This is a genomic window from Tumebacillus avium (assembly GCF_002162355.1).
Taxonomy (GTDB): domain Bacteria; phylum Bacillota; class Bacilli; order Tumebacillales; family Tumebacillaceae; genus Tumebacillus_A; species Tumebacillus_A avium.
In genome coordinates, this window is record NZ_CP021434.1 from 3,563,657 (window position 1) to 3,585,561 (window position 21,905).

At 58.2% G+C, this 21,905-nt stretch carries 23 protein-coding genes; 20 read left to right on the plus strand and 3 right to left on the minus strand.

Annotation, left to right across the window (positions count from 1 at the left end; genetic code table 11):
- Window positions 1-84: 84 nt before the first annotated feature.
- The 9 genes from rny (at window position 85) to CBW65_RS17490 (ending at window position 8,043) form a co-directional block, all read left to right on the plus strand.
- Entirely contained in the window at window positions 85-1,626 is a 1,542-nt protein-coding gene (gene rny, locus CBW65_RS17450; RefSeq protein WP_087457903.1) for a ribonuclease Y, read from the plus strand.
- A 116-nt stretch (window positions 1,627-1,742) separates the two neighbouring features.
- A complete protein-coding gene (locus CBW65_RS17455) occupies window positions 1,743-2,249 on the plus strand; it encodes a hypothetical protein (RefSeq protein WP_157722017.1) in 507 nt (168 codons plus the stop codon).
- A gap of 66 nt (window positions 2,250-2,315) precedes the next feature.
- On the plus strand, window positions 2,316-3,125 hold the full coding sequence (locus tag CBW65_RS17460) for a TIGR00282 family metallophosphoesterase (RefSeq protein WP_087457905.1): 810 nt from the start codon (window positions 2,316-2,318) through the stop codon (window positions 3,123-3,125).
- Window positions 3,126-3,272: 147 nt separating this feature from the next.
- Window positions 3,273-3,533, plus strand: coding sequence for a stage V sporulation protein SpoVS (spoVS, locus tag CBW65_RS17465; RefSeq protein WP_087457906.1), 261 nt, complete (start codon window positions 3,273-3,275; stop codon window positions 3,531-3,533).
- Between the two features lie 117 nt (window positions 3,534-3,650).
- The gene (locus CBW65_RS17470) at window positions 3,651-4,598 is read left to right on the plus strand and encodes a dipeptidase (protein ID WP_087457907.1); all 948 of its coding nucleotides are present in this window, start codon (window positions 3,651-3,653) and stop codon (window positions 4,596-4,598) included.
- Between the two features lie 6 nt (window positions 4,599-4,604).
- Window positions 4,605-5,435: a PHP domain-containing protein gene (locus CBW65_RS17475; protein WP_087457908.1), complete on the plus strand. Its 831-nt coding sequence runs from the start codon at window positions 4,605-4,607 to the stop codon at window positions 5,433-5,435.
- A gap of 118 nt (window positions 5,436-5,553) precedes the next feature.
- Window positions 5,554-6,216, plus strand: coding sequence for a phosphate propanoyltransferase (pduL, locus tag CBW65_RS17480; RefSeq protein WP_087457909.1), 663 nt, complete (start codon window positions 5,554-5,556; stop codon window positions 6,214-6,216).
- A gap of 16 nt (window positions 6,217-6,232) precedes the next feature.
- Window positions 6,233-7,303, plus strand: coding sequence for a tRNA 2-selenouridine(34) synthase MnmH (mnmH, locus tag CBW65_RS17485; protein WP_087457910.1), 1,071 nt, complete (start codon window positions 6,233-6,235; stop codon window positions 7,301-7,303).
- Complete coding sequence (locus CBW65_RS17490) at window positions 7,300-8,043, plus strand: MBL fold metallo-hydrolase (RefSeq protein WP_087457911.1); 744 nt, start codon at window positions 7,300-7,302, stop codon at window positions 8,041-8,043. Before mnmH ends, CBW65_RS17490 begins: the two co-directional genes overlap by 4 nt.
- Window positions 8,044-8,121: 78 nt before the next feature.
- Here the strand turns inward: CBW65_RS17490 and CBW65_RS17495 are convergent, their stop codons facing one another.
- On the minus strand, window positions 8,122-8,316 hold the full coding sequence (locus tag CBW65_RS17495; RefSeq protein WP_087457912.1) for a hypothetical protein: 195 nt from the start codon (window positions 8,314-8,316) through the stop codon (window positions 8,122-8,124).
- 139 nt (window positions 8,317-8,455) lie between these two features.
- Between CBW65_RS17495 and CBW65_RS24330 the strand changes: the two genes are divergently transcribed.
- The 3 genes from CBW65_RS24330 to thyX all read left to right on the plus strand — a co-directional run bounded on the left by CBW65_RS24330 (window position 8,456) and on the right by thyX (window position 9,981).
- On the plus strand, window positions 8,456-8,620 hold the full coding sequence (locus CBW65_RS24330) for a DUF3973 domain-containing protein (protein ID WP_157722019.1): 165 nt from the start codon (window positions 8,456-8,458) through the stop codon (window positions 8,618-8,620).
- A 146-nt stretch (window positions 8,621-8,766) separates the two neighbouring features.
- A complete protein-coding gene (locus tag CBW65_RS17500) occupies window positions 8,767-9,138 on the plus strand; it encodes a FixH family protein (RefSeq protein WP_157722021.1) in 372 nt (123 codons plus the stop codon).
- 30 nt (window positions 9,139-9,168) lie between these two features.
- Window positions 9,169-9,981 carry an FAD-dependent thymidylate synthase gene (thyX, locus tag CBW65_RS17505; RefSeq protein ID WP_087457914.1) on the plus strand — a complete coding sequence of 271 codons (813 nt, stop codon included), beginning with the start codon at window positions 9,169-9,171 and terminating at the stop codon, window positions 9,979-9,981.
- Here thyX and yjeH read toward each other — a convergent pair.
- Complete coding sequence (gene yjeH, locus CBW65_RS17510) at window positions 9,978-11,240, minus strand: L-methionine/branched-chain amino acid transporter (RefSeq protein WP_087457915.1); 1,263 nt, start codon at window positions 11,238-11,240, stop codon at window positions 9,978-9,980. The genes thyX and yjeH overlap by 4 nt on opposite strands.
- A gap of 155 nt (window positions 11,241-11,395) precedes the next feature.
- Between yjeH and CBW65_RS17515 the strand changes: the two genes are divergently transcribed.
- Together CBW65_RS17515 and CBW65_RS17520 are read left to right on the plus strand one after the other, a co-directional pair.
- A complete protein-coding gene (locus tag CBW65_RS17515; RefSeq protein WP_087457916.1) occupies window positions 11,396-12,307 on the plus strand; it encodes a LysR family transcriptional regulator in 912 nt (303 codons plus the stop codon).
- A gap of 37 nt (window positions 12,308-12,344) precedes the next feature.
- Window positions 12,345-12,818, plus strand: coding sequence for an NUDIX domain-containing protein (locus tag CBW65_RS17520; protein ID WP_087457917.1), 474 nt, complete (start codon window positions 12,345-12,347; stop codon window positions 12,816-12,818).
- A gap of 14 nt (window positions 12,819-12,832) precedes the next feature.
- Here CBW65_RS17520 and CBW65_RS17525 read toward each other — a convergent pair whose 3' ends face one another.
- Complete coding sequence (locus tag CBW65_RS17525) at window positions 12,833-13,834, minus strand: CobW family GTP-binding protein (protein WP_087457918.1); 1,002 nt, start codon at window positions 13,832-13,834, stop codon at window positions 12,833-12,835.
- Between the two features lie 326 nt (window positions 13,835-14,160).
- Between CBW65_RS17525 and cotE the strand changes: the two genes are divergently transcribed.
- The 6 genes from cotE to CBW65_RS17555 all read left to right on the plus strand — a co-directional run bounded on the left by cotE (window position 14,161) and on the right by CBW65_RS17555 (window position 21,887).
- Window positions 14,161-14,697: an outer spore coat protein CotE gene (gene cotE, locus CBW65_RS17530; protein ID WP_087457919.1), complete on the plus strand. Its 537-nt coding sequence runs from the start codon at window positions 14,161-14,163 to the stop codon at window positions 14,695-14,697.
- 50 nt (window positions 14,698-14,747) lie between these two features.
- Window positions 14,748-16,112, plus strand: a complete 1,365-nt coding sequence (locus CBW65_RS17535) for a YheC/YheD family endospore coat-associated protein (protein WP_087457920.1) — start codon at window positions 14,748-14,750, stop codon at window positions 16,110-16,112.
- 29 nt (window positions 16,113-16,141) lie between these two features.
- The gene (locus CBW65_RS17540; RefSeq protein WP_087457921.1) at window positions 16,142-17,518 is read left to right on the plus strand and encodes a YheC/YheD family endospore coat-associated protein; all 1,377 of its coding nucleotides are present in this window, start codon (window positions 16,142-16,144) and stop codon (window positions 17,516-17,518) included.
- 96 nt (window positions 17,519-17,614) lie between these two features.
- Window positions 17,615-19,075, plus strand: coding sequence for a putative amidoligase domain-containing protein (locus CBW65_RS17545; RefSeq protein WP_157722023.1), 1,461 nt, complete (start codon window positions 17,615-17,617; stop codon window positions 19,073-19,075).
- Window positions 19,076-19,189: 114 nt separating this feature from the next.
- Window positions 19,190-20,593 (plus strand): YheC/YheD family endospore coat-associated protein, encoded by a 1,404-nt coding sequence (locus CBW65_RS17550; protein ID WP_087457923.1) that lies wholly within the window; start codon window positions 19,190-19,192, stop codon window positions 20,591-20,593.
- Window positions 20,553-21,887, plus strand: coding sequence for a YheC/YheD family endospore coat-associated protein (locus tag CBW65_RS17555; protein ID WP_087457924.1), 1,335 nt, complete (start codon window positions 20,553-20,555; stop codon window positions 21,885-21,887). Before CBW65_RS17550 ends, CBW65_RS17555 begins: the two co-directional genes overlap by 41 nt.
- Window positions 21,888-21,905: the final 18 nt, after the last annotated feature.

Below are 21,905 nucleotides of genomic sequence, written 5' to 3' on the forward strand. Positions count from 1 at the left end.
CATTCTCTCGTGGAAGTAGCTTCGCATACCGGGTTTGCGTCAGACATGCTTAGATACATTTGAACTGAGCAAGGAGGCGCCACCATGGATTCCTTACTCCCGATCTTGTTATCGGTGATCTTCTTGGCAGTAGGTCTTGTTGGAGGCTATCTGGTTCGCCGCAACATCGCAGAGGGCAAATTGGCCGCTGCGGAACTGCGCGCAGAACAGATTCTTGATACTGCAGCAAAAGAAGCCGAAGCGAAGAAGAAGGAAGCAATTTTAGAGGCGAAAGAAGAAGTACACAAGCTACGTTCCGAAGCTGAAAAAGACACTCGCGAGCGACGCAATGAGATTCAGCGTCTCGAACGCCGCCTTTTGCAAAAAGAGGAGACGCTCGACCGCAAGACTGAGTCCATTGAGAAGCGCGGGGAAGTCTTATCGAATAAAGAACGTATGATTGAGGAGACGAAGGAGCGCGCCGACGCGATGCTCCGCGAGCAGGTCGCTGAGCTGGAGCGGATTTCCGGTCTGACCCGCGACGATGCCCGTCAACTGATCCTCACCAATGTGGAAAATGAATGCCGTCACGAAGCGGCAATCATGATGAAAGAGATCGAGCAGCAAGCGAAAGAAGAAGCTGAAAAGAAGGCGAAGGAAATCATCGCAACCTCCATTCAGCGTTGCGCTGCCGACCATGTCGCCGAAACGACCGTCTCCGTCGTCGCATTGCCGAATGACGAGATGAAAGGTCGCATCATCGGTCGTGAAGGCCGTAACATTCGTGCGCTGGAGACGCTCACCGGCATCGATCTGATCATCGATGACACTCCGGAAGCGGTTATCCTCTCCGGTTTCGACCCGGTACGCCGGGAGATCGCACGCGTTGCTTTAGAGAAGTTGGTTGCTGACGGGCGGATCCACCCGGCCCGCATCGAGGAAATGGTGGAAAAGGCTCGCCGCGAAATCGACGAGCGCATCCGCGAAGAGGGCGAACAAGCCACCTTCGAAACTGGGGTGCATGGTATTCACCCCGACCTGATCAAAGTTCTTGGACGTCTGAAGTATCGTACAAGCTACGGTCAAAACGTTCTCAAACACTCGATCGAAGTGGCCCATCTCGCCGGTCTCATGGCAGCCGAGCTGGGGCTTGATGTTCAACTTGCGAAACGTGCTGGCTTGATCCACGACATTGGCAAAGCGATCACCCATGAGGTGGAAGGCTCGCATGTCGAGATCGGTGTGGAACTTGCGAAGAAGTACAAGGAACACCCGATTGTGATCAACGCAATTGGAGCGCATCACGGTGATATTGAATTCACATCGCCGATCTCCATGCTGGTGGCAGCGGCTGACGCATTGTCGGCTGCACGTCCGGGTGCGCGCCGTGAAACGCTTGATATTTACATCAAGCGTCTTGAAAAATTGGAAGAAATCGCCGAGTCCTTTGACGGCGTAGAAAAGTCATATGCCATTCAGGCTGGACGTGAAGTACGTATCATTGTCAAACCTGAGCAAATTGACGACGCAGAATCGGTACGCGTTGCACGTGAGATTTCCAAACGAATCGAGAATGAACTCGATTACCCTGGACAAATCAAAGTTACGGTCATCCGGGAGACCCGAGCCGTCGAATACGCAAAATAAAGTAGCCCTTATGGCTACTTTATTTTTTTCTGCGCAATTTTTACCTGAAGGAATTTGCAGCAGGGTAAGCGAATAGGTGTGAGGTGGAATTTTTGAATTGAAGGGTTGGATTGCGATTGGCAAAACTTCGATTGAAGGAAACACCGGGCACGAATCTGCTCGTTTCGATGCTGATTCGTTATCCCGAACTCTCCTCACTCAGTCTAAACGCGCGAGCAGGAATGCTCACCTTGACGATATTATTGAAAGGCGAAGTGGCGGACGACACGTGCCGTGAATTCGCTTTGTATTGCACCGACTATTTTCTTGCCTGCCGCGAGCTGGAACCAAGCTTTGCACCGCTCGGCAAGATCGGCCATTCGCTGATGGACGGCGTGACGATTTTGACGTATGAGCAGCAGGTGGACGCGTTGCACGTCACGGAGCTTTCGTTGTTTGTGCAGTTGGTGCGCGAGTTTTATGCCGGACTGGTCGGAAGCGACCTGCTTCCGCTGCAGGAAGCGGAACTCCATGCGCAAGAAGAGATCATTGCGGGTATCTTAGGGGAAAAGGAAACGTTGCGCCAAGAGGACTCGATTGTCGCCTACCGTGATGGCGGGAAAGTTTTCGTATACAATAAGTAACAAAGAGTAACACAGAGCAACAGAACCAGAGATTGGCCGTTTCACAAGTAGATCGGAGGAAATGCTGTGCGCATTTTGTTTTTAGGAGATATTGTTGGACACCCGGGCAAGCAGATGGTCGAGCAGTGGATGCCGAAGCTGATGAAACGCTTCCAGCCGGACATCACCATCGCCAATGCCGAAAATATCGCACCGAACGGTCGCGGGATCACCGAGCGGCTTGCCGAGGCGCTTTTTGATGTGGAGGTTGACATCTTAACGCTCGGCAACCACACATTCGACCAAAAGGAATCGCTGCACCTGATCGGCACCGACCGCCGCATCGTCCGCCCGGCCAACTACCCGGACGGAGCGCCGGGCCAAGGCTACACGCTGTGCAAGGCGGCAGGCGGCCAGGTCGCGATCATCTCCCTGCTCGGACGCTCCTTTATGGGCGACTATGACGACCCGTTCCGCAAGGCGGATCAGATCCTGGCGGAGATCGGCGACAAGACGAAACACATCTTCCTCGACATCCACGCCGAAGCGACGGCGGAGAAGGCGGCGCTGGCGACTTATCTGTCCGGCCGCGTATCGGCGGTGGTCGGCACGCATACGCACGTGCAGACGGCCGATGAGCGGATTCTGGCCGGGGGAACTGCGTTCCTGACCGATGTCGGGATGTGCGGACCGTACGAATCGATCATCGGGTTCCACAAAGACGGCGTCATCCAAAAGTTTTTGATGCAAATGCCGTCCCGTTTTGAAGTTCCACAAGGAGAAGCGCAACTCCACGGCGTATTTATAGAAACAAACGACCATGGCCGCGCGGTGGCGATCGAGCGCATTTCGATCACACCGGATCGTCCGTGGGAATCAAATTTCGGTTTAAAATAAAATTTAATACCAACTTCTCCCTCCTTTAAGGATCACTGGTGGAATTTTGAGAAAATTTCACGCATTTCAGAAGGAATTAATTTGGTCTGCGCGAATATAGATACTAGTGTCCTAACCTAACGATCCAATCTAAAGGAGGTACTTGAAGTGGATGTATTAAAAGTTTCAGCAAAATCCAACCCTAATTCTGTAGCTGGAGCATTGGCAGGTGTCCTTCGCGAACGGGGCAATGCTGAGATCCAAGCGATCGGGGCGGGCGCACTCAATCAGGCAGTGAAGGCGGTAGCGATTGCACGGGGCTTTGTCGCACCCAGCGGCGTTGACCTGATTTGCATCCCGGCTTTTACCGATATCATTATTGATGGCGAAGAACGCACCGCGATCAAACTGATTGTTGAACCCAGGTAAGAGAGAACTTATTGCTCTTATACATTTTACGACCTCCTGTTTATCGCCCGATAAGCAGGTTTTTTCATATTTTTAGGCGAAACAGTAAGCACTACATACGACGGAGGAGATTCGCTGATGAATAAAAATACGCTGATCATCGACGGACATGCTGACATTCTCTACCGCATGGAAACGGAAGGGCTGCGTTTTCAAGATGAAAAAGGCCTGCTCCATTTAAGCAAAGACCGCATCGCCAAGGCGGGCATCGACTTGCAGTTTTTTGTGCTGTTTGTGGAGCCGAAGCACAATCCGGCCGAGCAGCTGAAGATTCATTTGAGCATGATTGAACAATTTTATGATGAAGTGGTCGCCGGCGCGAACTTCCGCCCGATTTTGAAAAAAGGCGACTTGGAGCGCAACATGGCCGATGGCGTGACGTCCGGCCTGCTGTCGATCGAAGGCGGTGACTGCATCCAGTCTGACCTGCGCATCCTGCGGGCGATGTACCGCCTCGGCGTGCGCGCGATGGGCCTGACCTGGAACCAGAGCAACTGCATCGCCGACGGCTGCGGCGAACGGGTCGACCGCGGCTTGACCGCGTTTGGGCGCGATGTGGTGCGTGAGATGAACCAGTTGGGCATGATCGTCGACGTCGCCCATCTCGGTGAAAAAGGGTTCTGGGACGTGATGGACATCGCTCAGGCGCCGGTGATCGCATCGCATGCCAACGCGCGGGCGATTCATGACCATCGCCGCAATCTGCACGATGATCAGCTGAAAGCTTTGTTTGCGACCGGCGGGCTGGTCGGCGTGACGTTTGTGCCGATGTTTGTAGGCGATGGTACGGTGTCGATCGATGACTTGATGCGCCATGTCGATCACATCTTGGAACTGGGCGGTGAAGATCACCTTGGCATCGGTTCGGACTTTGACGGCATCGAGCGGACGTTGACCGACCTGCGTCACGGGGAAGACCTGCCGAACCTGCAGGAGCGCCTGCTGCAAGCATATGGCGAACCGATTATGAAAAAGATAATGGGTGGAAACTTTAAGCGCGTGATCGACAGCGTGTTGAAGGGGTAGAGGCAGATGGAACTGGCAGACCTGCATGCACATACAACCGCCAGCGACGGCACCTACACGCCGCGTCAACTGGTCGAACTGGCCAAGCAAAACGGACTGCGCGCTGTTGCCGTCACCGACCATGACACGACCGACGGTCTGGCGGAAGCGCGGGCAGCCGGCAAGGAGCTTGGCGTGGACGTGGTGCCGGGCATTGAGCTGAGCACGACGTTTGAAGGCCGGGAAGTGCACGTGTTGGGCTATTTTTATGATCCTGATCATGAAGAGCTGCGCGACTTGACCGCAAGGATGCGCGCAGACCGCTTGAACCGCCTCGACAAGATGATCGGACGGCTGCAGGACGCAGGCGTGGCGATCACCCAAGACGAGGTGCTGGAAGAAGCGCAAGGCGCGGTTGGTCGTCCGCATATCGCCCGCGTGCTGATGCGCAAAGGCTATGTCAGCAACATCCCGGAGGCGTTCGACAAGTACCTCGGCTCCGGCAAGATCGGCTATGTCGAGCGCCTGAAAGTAACGCCGGGCGACGCGGTGCAGTTGATTTTGCGCGCCGGCGGCGTACCGGTCGTCGCTCATCCGGGGCTGATCGGCAAAGACTATCTGTTTGACACGCTGGTGCCGCTGGGGCTGGTCGGACTGGAAGTGTTTCATCCCGATCACCCGTTGGAGAAGCGGGCGCACTATGAGCAGCTCGCCAAACAGCACGGGCTGCTGGCGACGGGCGGATCTGATTTTCACGGCGGCGGCGCGGAACATCGCGGGGCGCTGGGCTCGGTTCATGTGCCGTACTCTGTCGTCGAAACGCTGCGGGCCAAAGCGGTTTATCAAGGCTGGACATAACTCTCAAGGCCGCCTGTTTTTACAGGCGGCCTTTTTGTGTGGCGGAGCAGCCGGGCGGGAACGATAAGTTTGAAATTGTCGCTCGAACAGGACTTCGCTATAATGAGGGGGGATCTGGATGAATATTCCGGTAGGTGTTTCAGCAAGGCATGTTCATTTGAGCCAGCAGGATCTGGAGACTTTGTTTGGACCTGGCGCGGGGCTGCATCCGAAAAAGGAGCTGTCGCAGCCGGGGCAATTCGCGTCCGAAGAAACGGTCGATCTGCAAGGCCCGCGCGGCACGATTGAAAAGGTGCGCATCTTAGGTCCGGTGCGCCCAAAGACGCAAGTGGAAATTTCCAAAACGGATGCGGTAAAGCTTGGCGTTGACGCGCCCGTCCGCGAGTCCGGTGATATACAAGGCAGCGCAGGGCTGCTTTTGATCGGCCCGCAAGGCCACATTGAACTGCAGACCGGCGTGATCGTCGCCGCCCGCCATGTGCATTTTTCGGAAGAGGATGCGCGGACATTTGGCGTGCATAACGGGGATGAGCTCGATCTGCAAGTGCAAGGGGAGCGCGGGCTGATTTTTAACCATGTGGTGGCTCGGGTGAACAAAGCGTATAAGCTCGATTTCCATATCGACACCGATGAAGCGAACGCGGCCGGTCTGCACACAGGCGATGAAGTGGAAATCGTCGAAGTGCATGATCTGCACGCGGATGAAGATTTCCGAGGAAATGAAGAAAAACGGGACATTTCGACTCCTGTCGCCGCTGAGCGTCAGGCAGTCGTGAAGTGATGGAGAGGAACAGGCAATGGCATTTAAAGAGATAGGAATCGAGCGGCTGTATGATGTGCCGGGGCGCGTGCTGGTCGATGTGCGCTCCCCAGGCGAATTTTTGGAAGGAACGATCCCAGGCAGTGTAAACGTGCCGCTGTTTACCGATGAAGAGCGGGCGCATATCGGCACGGTGTACAAACAGGAGAGCCCGGCGGCGGCGAGACGGCTGGCCATGCTGACCGTCTCCCCGAAAATCCCGCAGGTGGTCGAGCGGATGGAAGAGCTGATGCTGCAAGGCGAGTTGGTGATTTACTGCTGGCGCGGCGGGATGCGCAGCTTTGCGGCCTGCACGTTTATGGATCTGCTCAAATATCCGATTGTGCGCTTGAAAGGCGGATACCGCGCCTACCGCCAGCTGGTGATGACGGAGCTGGGCGGATATGTTGGGCTGGAGAGTCCGGTTATCGTGCTGCATGGCCTGACCGGGGTCGGGAAAACCAGAGCTTTGCTGATGCTGAAAGAACGCGGGCATCAGGTGCTCGACCTCGAAGGCATGGCCAACCACCGCGGTTCGGTGTTTGGCTCGATCGGGCTGGGTCAAGCGCATAATCAAAAGACGTTCGACTCGCACCTGTGGGAGTCGCTGCGTGAGCTCGACCCGACACGTCCGGTGTTTATGGAAGCGGAGAGCAGACGCATCGGCCGCTCGGTGATGCCGGAGTGGCTGGAGCGGGACAAGCAGTCGGGCTGCCATGTGCTGCTCGAAGCGTCGATGGAGCATCGGGTAGAGCGGCTGCTGGAAGATTATCTGCCGCATGAAGACCATCAGATCCGGGCACAGTTGGGCGATGCGCTGACGGCGATCCAGCGGCGCATCTCCCGCGAAGAATTCGATTGGCTGCAAGAACAGCTGGGCAACCATGCGTATGACCGCTTTTGCGGACGGCTGTTGGAGCTGTATTACGACCCGAAATACAAGCACAAGCTCGCCTCTTATCAGGCGGAGATGCTGCGCATCGACGGGGACGATCTCGAAGATGCGGTCTACAAGTTGGAAGTGCTGGCCAGCGAGCTTGGAGAACGTGAAGGAGTGTTTGCAAAATGAGCATGAAATTGCGCGTATTGGGCGAAACGGGCCCGTATCCGGCTCCGGGCGGTGCGACGACCGGATTTTTGTTATCGACAGAGCAGGGCAATGTGCTGATCGATGCCGGCAGCGGCGTGATGGCGGAGTTGACCAAACATGTGGCGATCAAAGACCTGCATGCGATCATCATCACCCATCACCACGCCGATCACACCAGTGACTTGAATGTCTTGCAGTACGGCGTGATGATCCACCGCCTGCAAGGGTTGCGTCAAGACCTCATCACCGTCTACGCCAACGGTGCGCCGGCGGAGGAGTTTGCCAAAGTCGGTTTGGACGGCCATGTGCAGGCGGTGCCTTTGTCGAAGGACAGCAAGATCGAGCTGTGCGGCATGACCTTTACGTTTGCCGATACGGTGCATGCCATCCCTTGTCTGGCTGTGTCGGCCGAGTATCAGGGCAAGCGCTTTGTCTTCTCCGGCGACTCCGGCCCTTCGGAGAGCCTGGAAGGGTTGGCGGCTGGCGCGGACTTTTTCCTCTGTGAAGCGTCTTGGTTGGAGCAGGACAGAGGCCCGGCGCACATCGGGCACCTGACTTCGAAGGAAGTCGGCGAGATCGGCAAGCGAGTTGGAGTCAAGCAGCTGTGCCTGACGCATTTCTACCCGGAGTATGACCGCTCGCTGTTGAAAGCGGAGGCGGAAGCGGAATTTGGCCGCGAAGTGCTGATCGCGACGCAAGGCGCAGTGTTTGAGATTTAGAACTTGAGACAGCAAAAGACCCGCGTTCCGGATGAGGAACGCGGGTCTTTCGTTCAAGCCGCAAGCCGCAGAAAAAGCTTAGTGATCAGCGCCGAGCTTCGACTGCATCGACCGCTTGATCGATTTGTGTGTCAACTGGTGCTGGCCGTACTGGGCTCTTTGCGACTTGCGTTCCCGCGAGCGCGGATGCCCTTGCGGTTTGTACAGCTCGGTGGCGAACTCTTCACGGGCAAAGTCGACTTTGTTGTGAAAGATATTCTTATGGTTTGGCATCGAAACCCCACCTTTCGTCTGTACTCGATTTGTAGTATGCCTTCATAAAAATTTTTTAGTAACGGTGAAACTTTCCACTGCTGCCAACCGTCTTATAGAGTATAGATGTCGCTTTTTGTCGGAATAGGAGGAGCGCGCCATGTATTATTGTTTGACGTGTCAAGACAGCCATCATCCTGAATCGAAGGCAGGCAAGCTGTTTCGCACCGGTTTCCGCACATTTCCGAGCGGGGAGAAATTGCCGCTGGGCGTGTGTCTGAAACGGGTGGAGCAGGAGCAGGCTTCGAATAAAAAAGTATCATAAGGTAAAAGATTCCACTTGAGAAGAAGTTTCTTCTCAGATGGGATCTTTTTTGATTTGAGCATCTTTGATAAGATGAGAGAGGTATTTCTATGAATCAGAGAATTGATTTGAGATGTTCTTTGAAACGGAGATTAGGATTTGTCACTTTGATTTGTTGTTTGCTCACGACCCCGCTCGCCGGCTGCAGCCGGAACGACGGAGGCTCGGCCGCGGCGGCGGAAGCGCTGCAGGTGGTCGTCAAGACCCTGCCTGCGGTGCCGCATGCCGGGCAGAAGGCCGAGTTTGTGGTCAGCGTCCTCGAACAGGGCCGTCCGGTGCAAGAGGCCGGGATCTCCTTGTATCTGGAGATGCAGGACATGGATCACGGCGAGCATGTGGTCACACTGCACGAAGCGAAGCCGGGCGAGTATCGCGGCAAAGGCTCGTTTCCGATGGCAGGAGAGTGGGTCGCGCATGTCCGGGTGGAACGTGAGCGCGGCACCGAGTCGGCCAATGCCAAGCTGGTCGTGAGCGACTAGACGTCTGGGAGATACGGGGAGGAGAATCACGTGGCGGTACGTTTTGCGTATAAAGGGGTCGAATACCCGACGGCGCTGAAGCTGTCTAAGGAATTGCCGATGCTGGCGTCGGTGCTGGTGCAGTGGTCGGAGGATGCGGACTGGTTTGCCGCGAATGTGGCGAGCTTGTGCTATGACACCGACTTGTACAAGCCGGGTTCGAAAGTGGCGACGCGCGTCGTCGAACATTGCCGCGATTCCGGGCACAATACGGTGCTGGAGCACAACGTGTTTTCGTTTGTGAAAAAGGTGCCGATCTTTGTGGCGCGGCAGGATCTGCGCGCCCGTCACGCCTCGTTTGACGAGCGGAGCCTGCGCTACTGCCGGGCGGATGACGGAAGCCTGGTGTATTACACGCCCAAGGAGCTGGCCCAGCCGGGGCGTGAAGAAGAGCTGAAGCAGTGGCACTATGTGCATGAAAAAGCGATCGAGCTGTACAGCAAGCTGACCGACGAGCAGATCCTCGAAGGGGAAAAAGCCCGCTCGGTGCTGCCGGTCGGCATTGCGACGACCTACACCGACACCCGCAACGCATGGGCATGGCGTCACCATTCGATGAAGCGTTTGTGCCTGCGCGCGCAGGAGGAGATCCGTCTGGTGCGCCGTCAGGAGGTCAATCAGCTGATCAAAGTGGCGCCGCTGTTGTTCGGCGACCTGAACATGCCCTGCTACATGCAAAATCAAGGCTGCCCGGAGACGAAGACGTGCGGCGTGATTCCGCTTAATGAAGTGAGCGGCCTGGCGACCGCTTACGAGCGGATGTTGGCTCGCAAAGAAGAACAAGAAAAACATCCCGTTGGTTAACGGGATGTTTTTTTCTTATTGCCAAACAGCCAGAGCGCCAGCATGATCACCAGCGGGTACAACACCGCCCAGCCGACGAAGGGGAAGATCAGCGCGGTGAGCACAAAGCTCAGCCAGGATAGACCGACGCCCCATCTGTTGCCTTTCAAAAGCCGGATGCCGGCCGCACAGCCGCCGAGGTAGGTCAGGATGAAGGTGGCGTTCGGGAACTGGATCAGCGTGCTGAGCGATACGGTATCGGTGGTATACAAGGTGAGCACCACCACGAAACACAAGGCGAGAAAGGCGAGTCCGCCAAGCGGCGTGCCGTGTTTTTCGGACAGGATGGCCAGCGGTTTGGGTGCATCGCCTTTGCTCGCCAAGGCGTAGGCGAGGCGGGAGGTCGCACCGACATAGGCGATGATCGTCGCCGTGCAGATAAACACGCCGGTAAATCCGGCCACATAGACGCCGCTTTTGCCGAGAATGCCTTCGATGACGAGGGCGAGCGACGCTTCGGAAACGCCTGCTGAGCCATAGGTGTGCGTGCCGACGGCGGCGAGGGCGGTCAGGAAATAGAGGATGCCGACGATGACCGCTGCGATCATCACGCCTTTGACCGCGTCCCGCTCCGGGTCAACAAACTCTTCGGACAGGTGGGAGACCGCTTCCCAGCCGATGAAACACCAGAACAGGATCGCGGCGGCCTGCCCGACGCTGACCCAGCCGTGGGGCAGGAACGGCGTGAAATGGCGCGCTTCGATGTTTGGGGCAGCGCCGGCGATGGCGAGCATCAGCACGGCGATGATCGCCGCGACGACCGCGACTTGGACGCCGCCGGCGACTTTCATGCCCAGCAGGTTGGTGAGCAGTCCGGCGAGCAGCATCAAGATGGCGATGATGATCCGCGCCCCTTCGCCCCAGCCCATCGCGGCGGTGAGGTAGCCCGCTCCGGTCAAGGCGGCGATCGGAGCGCCGATCGGCACCGACATCAGGAAGAACCAGCCGACCATCGTGCCGGCCCGGTCGCCGAACGCCCGCGATACAAAATGTGAGACACCGCCCGCACTGGGAAATTTGGCGGCGAGCAGTCCCATCGACAAAGCCATCGGCAGCACGAGCAAAGTCATCAGCCCCCAGGCGAGCAGGGAGGCGGGACCGGCGATTTCGGCAGCGAGGCCGGGCACGAGCAGCACGCCGGAGCCAAGCACCGCGCCAATGTACAAGGCAACGGCTTGCGGCAGGCCGATCGTTGCTTTGAGTCGTTTTGTTTTCTCCATGTTCAAAACCCCATTCTTCGCTGTTCTCTCTGCCAAGAAGCGTACCAGAGAACAACTCAATCAGTAAAATAGATCATTTTGATAATAAGAATCGGTTTTGCCGATGGAAAGCAGAGAGCGGGTGGTGTACAATTTAGCAAAAAGGGGGGCGGAGCATGGAGATCAGGCAGTTGAACACGTTTAAAGTGGTGGCGGAAGTGCGCGGCTTTACGAAAGCGGCCGAGCAGCTCGGCTATGCGCAGTCGAGCGTGACGGCGCAGATTCAGGCGCTGGAAGAGGAGCTGGGCACGCCGCTGTTTGACCGGCTGGGCAAGAAGATCATGCTGACCGACGCCGGAGAGCGGCTCTTGCCGTTTGCGACGGAGATGCTGCGGATGCACAACGCGGCCAAAGAAGCGCTGCAAAGCGATGCGACGCCGTCCGGGACGCTGACGATTGGCGCGCCGGAGTCGCTGGCGGCGTACCGTCTGCCGGAGATCGTGCGGGAGTATCGGCGACTCTATCCACAGGTGAAGATCGTGCTTCGTCCGGGCGTGTGTTATGAATTGCGGCAGCAGGTGCGGTCGGGGCAGCTCGATTTTGCCTTTTTGCTGGAACCGCCGGGTGAAGCGACCGATCTGCATTTGGAAACTCTGGTCGTGGAACAGATGGCATTGATCGCGCCGCTCGACCATCCTTTTGCAGCAAAAGAGCGGGTGCAGCCGCAGGATCTGGTGCAGGAGTCGATCTTGCACACCGAGCCCGGCTGCAGCTATCGCGGGCTGTTCGAGCAGCATTTGCAGCGCCATGGAGTGGTGCCGGCGAATTCGCTGGAATTTTGGAACATCGAAGCGATCAAAAACTGCGTGATGGCCGGGCTTGGCATCTCCTTTCTGCCTTTCATCGCGGTGGAGTCGGAACTGCGTGAAGGCAAACTGGCGGCGCTGTCGTGGGACGATGCGGCGACCCGTGTCGCGACACAGCTGATCCATCACAAAAGCAAATGGCTGGCTCCGGCGCACAGCGAATTCCTGCGCCTCGTCCGCGAGCACGCGAAGAAATGGAAGGAGCGCACATCCGCTCCGTGATCGACGCGCACCCGCAAACAGAAGGAGGAACTCCTGCATGACGATCAAAGTCCAAGTCTCCTGCATCGCGATACGAGACAACCACATCGCCTTGATCAAAAAAATCAACAACCCTGAGCAGGCGACCTACCAAAAACTCATCCCGCCCGGCGGTCATGTCGAGCTGCGCGAAACGCTGGAAGAAGCCTGCATCCGCGAGATGCGGGAAGAGACCGGCCTCACCGTGCAAAATCTGGAGCTGCGCGGCGTCGTCACTTTCATCGGCCATGGCCCCGGCTACCACTCCGTGTGCTTTTATTTCGTTAGCCGTGACGTGACCGGAGAGCTCCTAACTAACGAGCCCGACATCCTCATCCCGTCTTGGGTGGACCTCGCCACGTACCAAACCAACCCGGACATCCCCGACTACCACCGCGCCTTCCTCCGGCACTTCCTTGAAACGGACGCCATGCTCAACGCCCGCGTGGAATGGCTGCTCCCCGACAACCGCCTCGTCTGGTCGATCCAATAAAAAATACCCCGCTCTTATCGCGGGGTATTTGCCACTTCACACGCTTTCAATTTCCGAAGCAACTCGCGTTCGTCCAGCCCTTCCCCGATCAGCACGGCAAAAGCGGGCACCTCGCCGTCTGCAGGCGCAGTCATCGGCGCATAAGGCGTAAAGTGGAAGAGATACATCCGCCCGTTCTCCGCATCGCGGTAGAAGCCTTTCCCCCGCGCCACGCTCTCCGGCAGTCCGTACAAAAATTCATAGAGCCGGTCCGCATCCACTCCTGCTGCAAACTCATAATGCAGCGTCTGCAAGCCGCCAAAACTCGTCTTCTCCGCCACGCGCACTTCTGGCTTTACCTTTGATACCGTCTGCCGCATCTTAATCCGCTTCGGCCTGGCCGCAGCAGTTGCACCCGACACCCCGGCCCGCACTGCCAAGAGCGCCTCTGCATCGACTTGCCCGTTCACGACCCGCAACAGCGGAGACACAGGGTTGTGCTGGCGCAGCGCCCCTTCCAGCGCAAACCGCCGGTCCGGCTGGATCAGGTCGGTCTTGGTGACGAGCAGCACATCGGCATGCATCACCTGCTGCACCATCGTCTGCTGAAGCGGCGTCTGCTCAAACAGGGGCGGCAGTTGCAGCGGAAAACGCGTCGCATCCACACAGGAATACACGCCGGCGATCCGCACTTCGTCTTTCAAAGGGGGATCGAGCAGCGAATCGACGATCTCCAATGGCAAGGCCACCCCTGACGCCTCCAGAAAAATCAGATCGGGGCGATGCTCCTCGACCAACTGCATCATCGCGCCGGTCAAACTGCCTTTTACCGTGCAGCAGACACAGCCTTCGATCAGATCGACCGTCGGCACGGCCGCCCCTTGCAGGAGCAGGGTATCCACGCTCTGTTTGCCAAATTCGTTCATCAGCACGGCCGGCTTGTTCCCCTGCGCTTTCACCGCCTGGAGCAGCGTTTTTAAAATTGTCGTCTTCCCGCTCCCGAGAAAACCTGTCAACAGATAGACCGGTATTTGCATATCCAAACGACCTCCACGCCAAAATTCAATGCCCTAACCCTAGCGAACCCGTCCTGTTGTTGTCAAGTGTCAAGATTTCAAAGCGGGCGAATACACCTAATAGGGAAGGTTTTGCTGAAATCGAGGATGGGCGATTCTACCTGCACACATCGCCTACCCGCTCCATACGATATAGGGACAGTTGACCCACATTTTGTTAGCAGATAGCAGGAATGCAGCAGCCACCGTGACAGATGCACCAACGGCAGATGTCCCGCATAGAAATGGTATCACGTCTTGCCATCCAATGGCCTGCATCAACCTGAACTGAAAGAGGAGGTAGCTAGATGGCACGCACAGACAAAGAATACCGCGCCCGGGAAATTATCACCAACGCGGTCTGCGGCACTGGCAGCAAGTACTCGCAGACCACCTACACGATTCGTCCGGCGAACCGCCCGACGACCATCGGGGGCTGCTGGGTGATGAACCACTCCTACGAAGCGGAACTGGTCGGCGACGTCGTGGAAGTACACGGCCGTTTTGACGTGAACGTCTGGTATTCGTACCAAGGCAACTCGGAGACGGCGGTTGCGAAAGACACCGTTACCTATACCGAAACGATTCCGCTGCGCGAACTCGACCCGCACTGCGCCCGCGACAACATCAAAGTCTCCGTGAAAGTGCTGCAACAGCCGAACTGCCTCGATGCAACGGTTGTAGACAGCGGCCACGAGATTTTGGTCCGCGTAGAAAAAGAGCTGGCAACCGAAATCGTCGGCGAAACGAAAGTGTGGGTGCTCACCATCGACCAACCGCACTACAAGGATGACGAAGACATCGAAGATGAAGTCTTCGAAGACGACGACGATTTTGAAGATTAAAGGCTGAGGGCTGCCCTCAGCCTTTTTTCTTTCAGGAAAGGAGCCATCGTATGAAAGGCATCTGCGAGATTCAAAACTGGCCCGGCAGCGATGAATTTGTTGTCACGCTGCCCGGAGAGTGGCAGCCGCATCTCGCCGCATCGAAACAGCATGACAAAGTGCTCCTGCGCGCAGGCAACCGCAAAGCGGCCGCACATGTGGTCTACACGGACGAAGAAGAGGTGCAGATGACGCAAGCGCTGCGCAAAGAGCTGTGTCTGCCGCTGGGCAGGATTGCGATGAAGACGGTGGACGGCGAGCTGTGCTTCGGCCCGTTTCTCGGCCTGTACGCGCTGCCTGCGAAAACACCGGGCAAGCCGTTTGGCGAACTGACCTCTGTGTTTCAGGATATGATGCCGCTCGCCCAGCAGGCCGGCGTCGCCTTGTACGTCTTTGTCCCTGGCGAGATCAACTGGAGCGACGGAGTGGCGCACTGCTACGTCTACAAAACCCGCGAGAAGCACTGGGTGCGGACAAAACGCCCGTTGCCCGACCTCGTCATGCCCAAGATCATGGGCCAGCCCCCGCAGTGGCGCGACCGGATGCGCCAGGACCTGTGGCAGATGCAAAGGAAAGTCCCCTACGGCCACTTCAGCAACGCCACCGGACACAAATGGGACGTCCACCGCACGCTGGAAGCCAGTGAGGCGACACGCCGCTATCTGCCGGAGACGCGCTTCGTCAAAACCCCGCAGGACATCGACGAACTGCTGGAGCGCCACCGCAACATCTATGTGAAGCCAAGCTACGGCACCCAGGGCAAAAGCATCTACCGCCTGACCATGCAGGAACAGGGGCGGGGCGTCCGCGTCCAATACACGCAAAACGGGCGCACGATGACCCGCCGGCTGCAGCGTCCGGGAAAAGGCTGGAGCGGATTTTTGCAAAAACGCTTTTGTGCCGGGCGGTCTTATCTGGCCCAGCAAGGGATCGACCTGCTCGCCGACCGGGGCGTGCGGCCCGTCGACTTCCGCTGGCTGATGCAAAAGGACGGGCAGAACAGTTGGCACGTCACCGCCCGCATCGCCCGTGTTGCCGGGTCGGGATCGATCACCACCAACCTGCACACCGGCGGCCGAGCGGTGCTCGCCGACGACTTGCTCCGCGAGAACGGCTTTGGAGACAGCGCGGTGCGCAGCCGTCTGCTCAGCCAACTGGACGAAGCGGCCGAGCACATCTGCCGCGTGTTGGAAGCGAAGGCAGGAAAGATCGGCGAGCTCGGAATCGATTTTGGCGTCACGGCGGAAGGCAAGATCTATCTGATCGAAGTCAACCCGCGCCCGGGCAGGCAGATGCTCAAACAGACCTCGCTTGAGGTACGTGCGTTGTCACTCTTGCGCAATCTTGAATATGCTAAGTACACAACAGGTTTCTGACTATCCACAACGAGAGGAGGGACGGGGTCATGGCGAGTTCGAAAGCGATTCGTATCGAGCCCTCTTCTCTCGCGCACGGCTATGTGATGGCATTGCCGCGCGGTTATCTCAAAGACTTATCGCTCGCTCCGGGCGACCATCGGCTGTTTTTTGGAGCCAAACAAGCCCTCATCAAACTGCGCCCGTCGGAGAAAGGCGCAGCGGACACCGCTTTTTTGAGCGGGGAACTGCTCCGCGAGCTGCATCTGCCCACCGGGATCAAACTCATGCTGCACAAGACGGGAGACGGGCTGCGCTTTGGCTTTTTGCTTGGCATCTTGGCCAATGTGAAAACGGCGAACGGCCAGCTCACCGGCCAGCAGAAGCAGGTGTTTAAAAATTTGCTGGACGCGGCTGCCGGGGAGAAGATGTACGGCTATGTGTTTTCCGTGGCCGACATCGACTGGGAAGAGCGCACGGTGACCGGATACCGCCTGGAAGGCAAAGCAGGCTGGGCGAAACGGCGGCTACCGCTGCCCGACGCGGTCTATGATCAGATCATCTCGCGCGCCTACATCAACAAAAGCGATGTGGCTGAAGCGCGGGAAAAGCTGAAAGGGCTGCTCGGCAAGCGCTTTTTCAACCCCGGCTATTTTGACAAATGGCAGGTTCACCAGTGGCTGCACGGCGACCGGCGCACGATGGAGCACGTGCCGGACGCGGTCTGTTTCGAAAGCGTGGAGCAGGCCGCCCCGTTTCTGTATCAGCATCCCGATGTGTACTTGAAGCCGGTGCACGGCTCACTTGGCATCGGGATCATCCGGGCCCGGCGCCGCCCCGACGGGCGGGTGTTTTACCAGATCAAAAAACAAGACGGCAGCCTGCGCCAGGAGTACGCCGGTTCCGTCTCGGTCTTTCTGAAAAAGTTTCAAAAGCGCCTGAAAAACGGCCCTTATCTGCTCCAGCGCACCTTGCGGCTGAAAAGCTGGCAAGGCCGCCCGTTCGACATCCGCATTCTGCTGCAAAAAGACGGCGCGGGCGTCTGGAACCGCACCAAGATGTTCTGCCGCATCGCGCAGCAGGGCCAGATCACGTCCAACCTCTCCACCGGCGGCGACGCGCTTGCCGTCAAGCAACTGCTCCAAGAGATGTACGACGACAAAAAAGTCAGGCGCATCATGCAGCAACTGCGCGACATCTCCGATGCGGTGCCGCAGGTGATCGAGCAGGAGAACAGCGGCACGATCGGCGAGCTTGGCCTTGATCTGGGGCTGGATGAGAGCGGGAACATCTGGGTGATCGAAGTGAACGCCAAACCGTGGAAAAAGCCGAATGTCGAGGAAGGGGAATGGCGCGACCTCGCCTTGCTCGCGTTTGTGCGCCCGGTGCAATATGCGAAGTACTTATGCGAAACAGATCTCAGATAATCTCGGAAAGGAGACATGGCTATGGGTTACGTGCTGTTGCATTCTGGGCAGACCTCCGCAAAACGATTGCTTAGGCGCGTACAAGAGTGCATAGGCGTGGAAAGTGTAAACCCGGTGGCCAGTCAGGATGTGATGATTCGCTGGGGCACGCTCACAGGGGACGACCGCGCCGCCTGGACGCTCAATCCCCGGCAAGCGATCGAAAACTCGATCAACCGCACGCGGATGCTGAGAATTCTGAAGCAAAACGGCGTCTATGCGCCGTCCCTTGCCTCTTCAGGCTTGGAGAAGCGTCCGGATATGGCGCGGGACGTGATGCTCGACTCCGGCAAACGGGTCAAAATCGTGCGTCACTACCGCGTGCCGATCTTCGATCTGCAGCCGCTCGCCGTGTTTCGCGCCGACAGCAAGTCGCTATGGCTGGAGAGCAACGTCTCCCAGGCGCAGGAGAAATTTCGGGAAGTGCCGCTGGATGAGGACGTGTATGCGGAGCGTGCCGTGCGCTTGTCGCTGCGGGCCTTGCATGCGCTGGGCCTTGATTTTGGCATGGTTTCGATCGGGATCACTTCGGCCGACCGCACGATCTGCCTCGATGTTACCGCCTCCCCGAAACTGAACGTCCGCCTGCTTGAGCTGTTTGAAGACGCGCTGCAAGCATTCATCACGCGCGACCGTTCGGAAGAGCGGCAATATGAACAGCATGGCAGAAATCCGCATCCTTTTCTGATCGGCACCGATCTGGAGTTTATGCTGCGTTCGCCGCGCGGCAAGATGGTGCTCGCCTCCAAGTTCCTGCCGCGCAGCGGCCCGGTCGGCTGTGATGACCGCAGCTTGAATCTGGACGGGGAGAGATTCCCGCTCGCCGAGATTCGCCCGAGTCCGGCCCGCTCGCCGGGGGAACTGATGTCCAACATTCGCCGCACCCTGCAGGAAGCGGCCGGCCTGATCACGGCGAGAAATGTGCAGTGGGTCGCCGGGAGCATGCCGTTTCCGCGCTTTCCGATCGGCGGCCATGTGCATTTTTCCGATGTGAACTTTTCTTCCAGGCTGGTCAAAGCGCTCGACAACTATGTCGGCTTCCCGGTGATGATGATCGAAGCGGGGCAGACGGCGGTGAAGCGCCGGCCGAAGTACGGCTTTTTGGGCGATGTCCGCTTCAAAGACCACGGCGGTTTCGAATACCGCACGCCGGGCTCGTGGCTGGTATCGCCGGAGATCTCTGAAGCGGTGGTCTATCTGTCCTATCTGGTCGTGATGCACTATCGGGAGCTCGATGCGGACCTGTTTGTCAAACCGGGCATGCAGCGCCTGTTTTACCGCGCCTACAAGCAGGAGCTCCGGCCGCATTTTGAGCGGATCTGGAAGAGCATCGAAGCGACATCTACCTACAAGCAGTACAAAAGTACTCTGGAGATCATCCCGGAGATGGTGCGCCAAGGCATCGCATGGAATGAAGCGGCCGACCTCAGGCAGTCATGGGGCTTGCAGCAGCCGGCCGCGCCGCGACCCGTCGTCAGCGCACGCCGTGGACGAGGCGGCAGTCAATCGGCCAGGTAACCGTGAGCGACGGGTGCCTGGCCTTGTTGTTTGTCCAGAAAAAGGGGACCGGAGGAACCCGGCTGTCTTTTGCTTCATACAATACTAAATCATGAGCCAAGGGGAGGGGTATGAGTGAACCAACCCGGATCTTCCCTCATCCTCACAGCGCCCCGCAAGCAGCTGTCAGAATGGGGCTTGCGTGACGGCGCGAGCGTGCCGCTCGTCTGCGGCAGGCTGCAAGGGACGGTAAGCGTGAAGCAAAGCGCAAAACAGGAGCAGACCACGACCCTGCGCTGGCCGGGCGGTGTGCTCCAGTTGCAGATACAGGGGCTGTCCGGTCAGATTCTCTATTCAAAAGAGGAAGGCTTTCGCATCGGGCCGGTCATCGGGATCATGACCACCGGCGTCCGGCGCGATCACAAAAAGCCGATCGGCGGGCGCACGTCGCTGCTCGGCGATTTCGTCCGCGCCTCCCGTGAACTGAACGTGCTGTGCTACGTGTTTAACGCGTCCGATGTCAATTTTGTAAGTGGCACCGTGCGCGGCGTGACTTTATCCGGCCCGCCGGGGCGCGAGACGTGGACATTTGCCCGCTTTCCGCTGCCGGAAGCGGTCTACAACCGCGTGCCGCACCGCCGGGCGGAGACGCTGCCCGACGTGAAGAAGTGCAAGGAGCAGTTTGAACGGATGGGCGTGCCTTTGTTTAATGAGCGCTTTCTGAACAAAAACGAAATGTATCGCTGGCTGTCCGACGACAGACGCTCCGAGGCGTTTATCCCCGCCACCGACCGCATGCGCTCGCCGGAAGCTTTGCAGCGCTTTATCCAGACACACAAGCTGATCTATCTGAAGCCGACCGGAGGAAGCCTGGGCATGGGCATCTACCAGGTCGAGCGCGACAAACAGAGCTATCTCGTGCGCTACAAGCGGGAAGGCCAGCATGTCACGACACGCTTTCTGACGGCCGACGCTTTGTTCCAGTTCGTCAAGCGGCGCAGTCATCCGAAGAGCACCTACCTGATGCAGCAAGGCATTCGCCTGAAGGAGTACGGGGGCCGCAAAACGGACTTCCGCGTCCATCTGCACAAAAACGGCCGCGGCGAATGGGAAGCGGCCGGCATCGGCGGCAAAGTGGCGGGCGCAGGCTCAGTCACCACGCACGTGCACAACGGCGGCAAGGTGGTCGAGGGCGACCGTGCACTTCGCGCCTGGTATGGCGAGCGCGCCGGGCAGATGCGCGAGCGGATGGTCGATGTGTCGATCCGTGTGGCCGATGTGATCCAAGGGCTGTTAAAAGGCGAGAGCGGCGAATTTGGCCTCGATGTCGGGCTCGATCAGGACGATCATGTCTGGGTGTTCGAAACGAACGCCAAGCCGGGACGCGCCATCTTCCGCCATCCCGATCTGGTCGAGGCGGGCAAACGGTCGGCAAGGCTGGTGCTGGAATACGCCGCTTATCTGGTGAATTTTCCACTGCACAGAGGAGGGAGAGAGGATGAACCGCAAAGACATTATCCACATCGGAGTGCGCGCTGACGGCGGAAAAAGTCCGTGGTACCTCTCGATCTCCGAAACGGCGCGGCGCGAAGTGCAGCTGCCGTACCACCGCTCGCTGCGCGTGCGGATGAGCAAAAACAGCCCGCCGATGATCCTGCCGGTCGAACCGAGCTGGCGGCAGGCGCGATCGGCGGGCGATATCCTCGTGCCGGTCCGCGTGCAGAAGACCCGTCACGGCATCGTGCTGGGCCCGATCATCGGCATCCTGACGGTGAAGCGGAGCAGCATCGGCGGTTTTCGCGGCAACAAAGCGAATTTTAAAGACATCATCAAGGCGGGCAAACGCCTCGGCCTGACCGTGGTCGTCTTTACGCCGGAAGGGCTGCGTTCCCGCGAGCGGATGGAATGCTATGTCTACACCGGCAAAGGTGCAACGCCGTGGAAGCGGGCGGTGCTGCCGCTGCCTAACGTCGTCTACAACCGCGTCCCCGACCGGGAAGCGGAAAGCCTGCCGGAAGTGGTCCGCGTCAAAAAGTGGCTGGCCGAGCAGCAGATCCCGCTGTTTAACAAACGCTTCTTCGACAAGGCGGAGATTCATGACTGGCTGCGCGGCGCACAGGAAACGTCACGCTATCTGCCGTACACCGAAGTGTTGCGCCAGGAAGGGCAGATCGGGCGGATGCTGCGCCGCCACAAGTTGCTCTACGTCAAGCCGGTCGACGGCAAAGCGGGCGACGGGATCATCCAGATCCGCGCCGAAGGAAAAGGCTATGTCGTCACGTCGCAAAACAAAGGCAAGCGCACGCACACACGCGTCGCCTCCCGCCAGGATGCGGCCGCTCTGGCCTACAAAGCGGTGAAGAACCGCCCCTACCTGATCCAGCAGGGCATCTATCTGGCCACGTTTGGCGGACGGCAGTTTGACCTGCGCCTGCTCCTGCAAAAGGATCGCCACGGGCATTGGCGCGTCACCGGCATGGGGGCGCGGATCGCCGACAGCGACGGGATCACCACCCACGTTCCCAACGGCGGGCGGATCGAAAAAGCGGGCGTGGCGCTGCAGGCGGCGTTTGGCAAAACGCGGGCCGAGCAGCTCGAAGAAAAAGTGAAAGCGATGGCGCTGACGCTCGCCGCCGCCATCGAGCAGCAGAGCAAAGGCGACGGCTACATCGGTGAAATGTCGATGGACATCGGCGTCACGGTCGACGGGGCCTTGTATTTTTTTGAGGCGAACGCCAAGCCGATGAAGTTTGACGAGCCGTACATCCGCGCCAAGTCGCTGATCAGGCTGCTCCAATACTGTGAATTTCTCGCCGAACACTCCGTCTCCTGACGGGGTGTTTTGCTTATG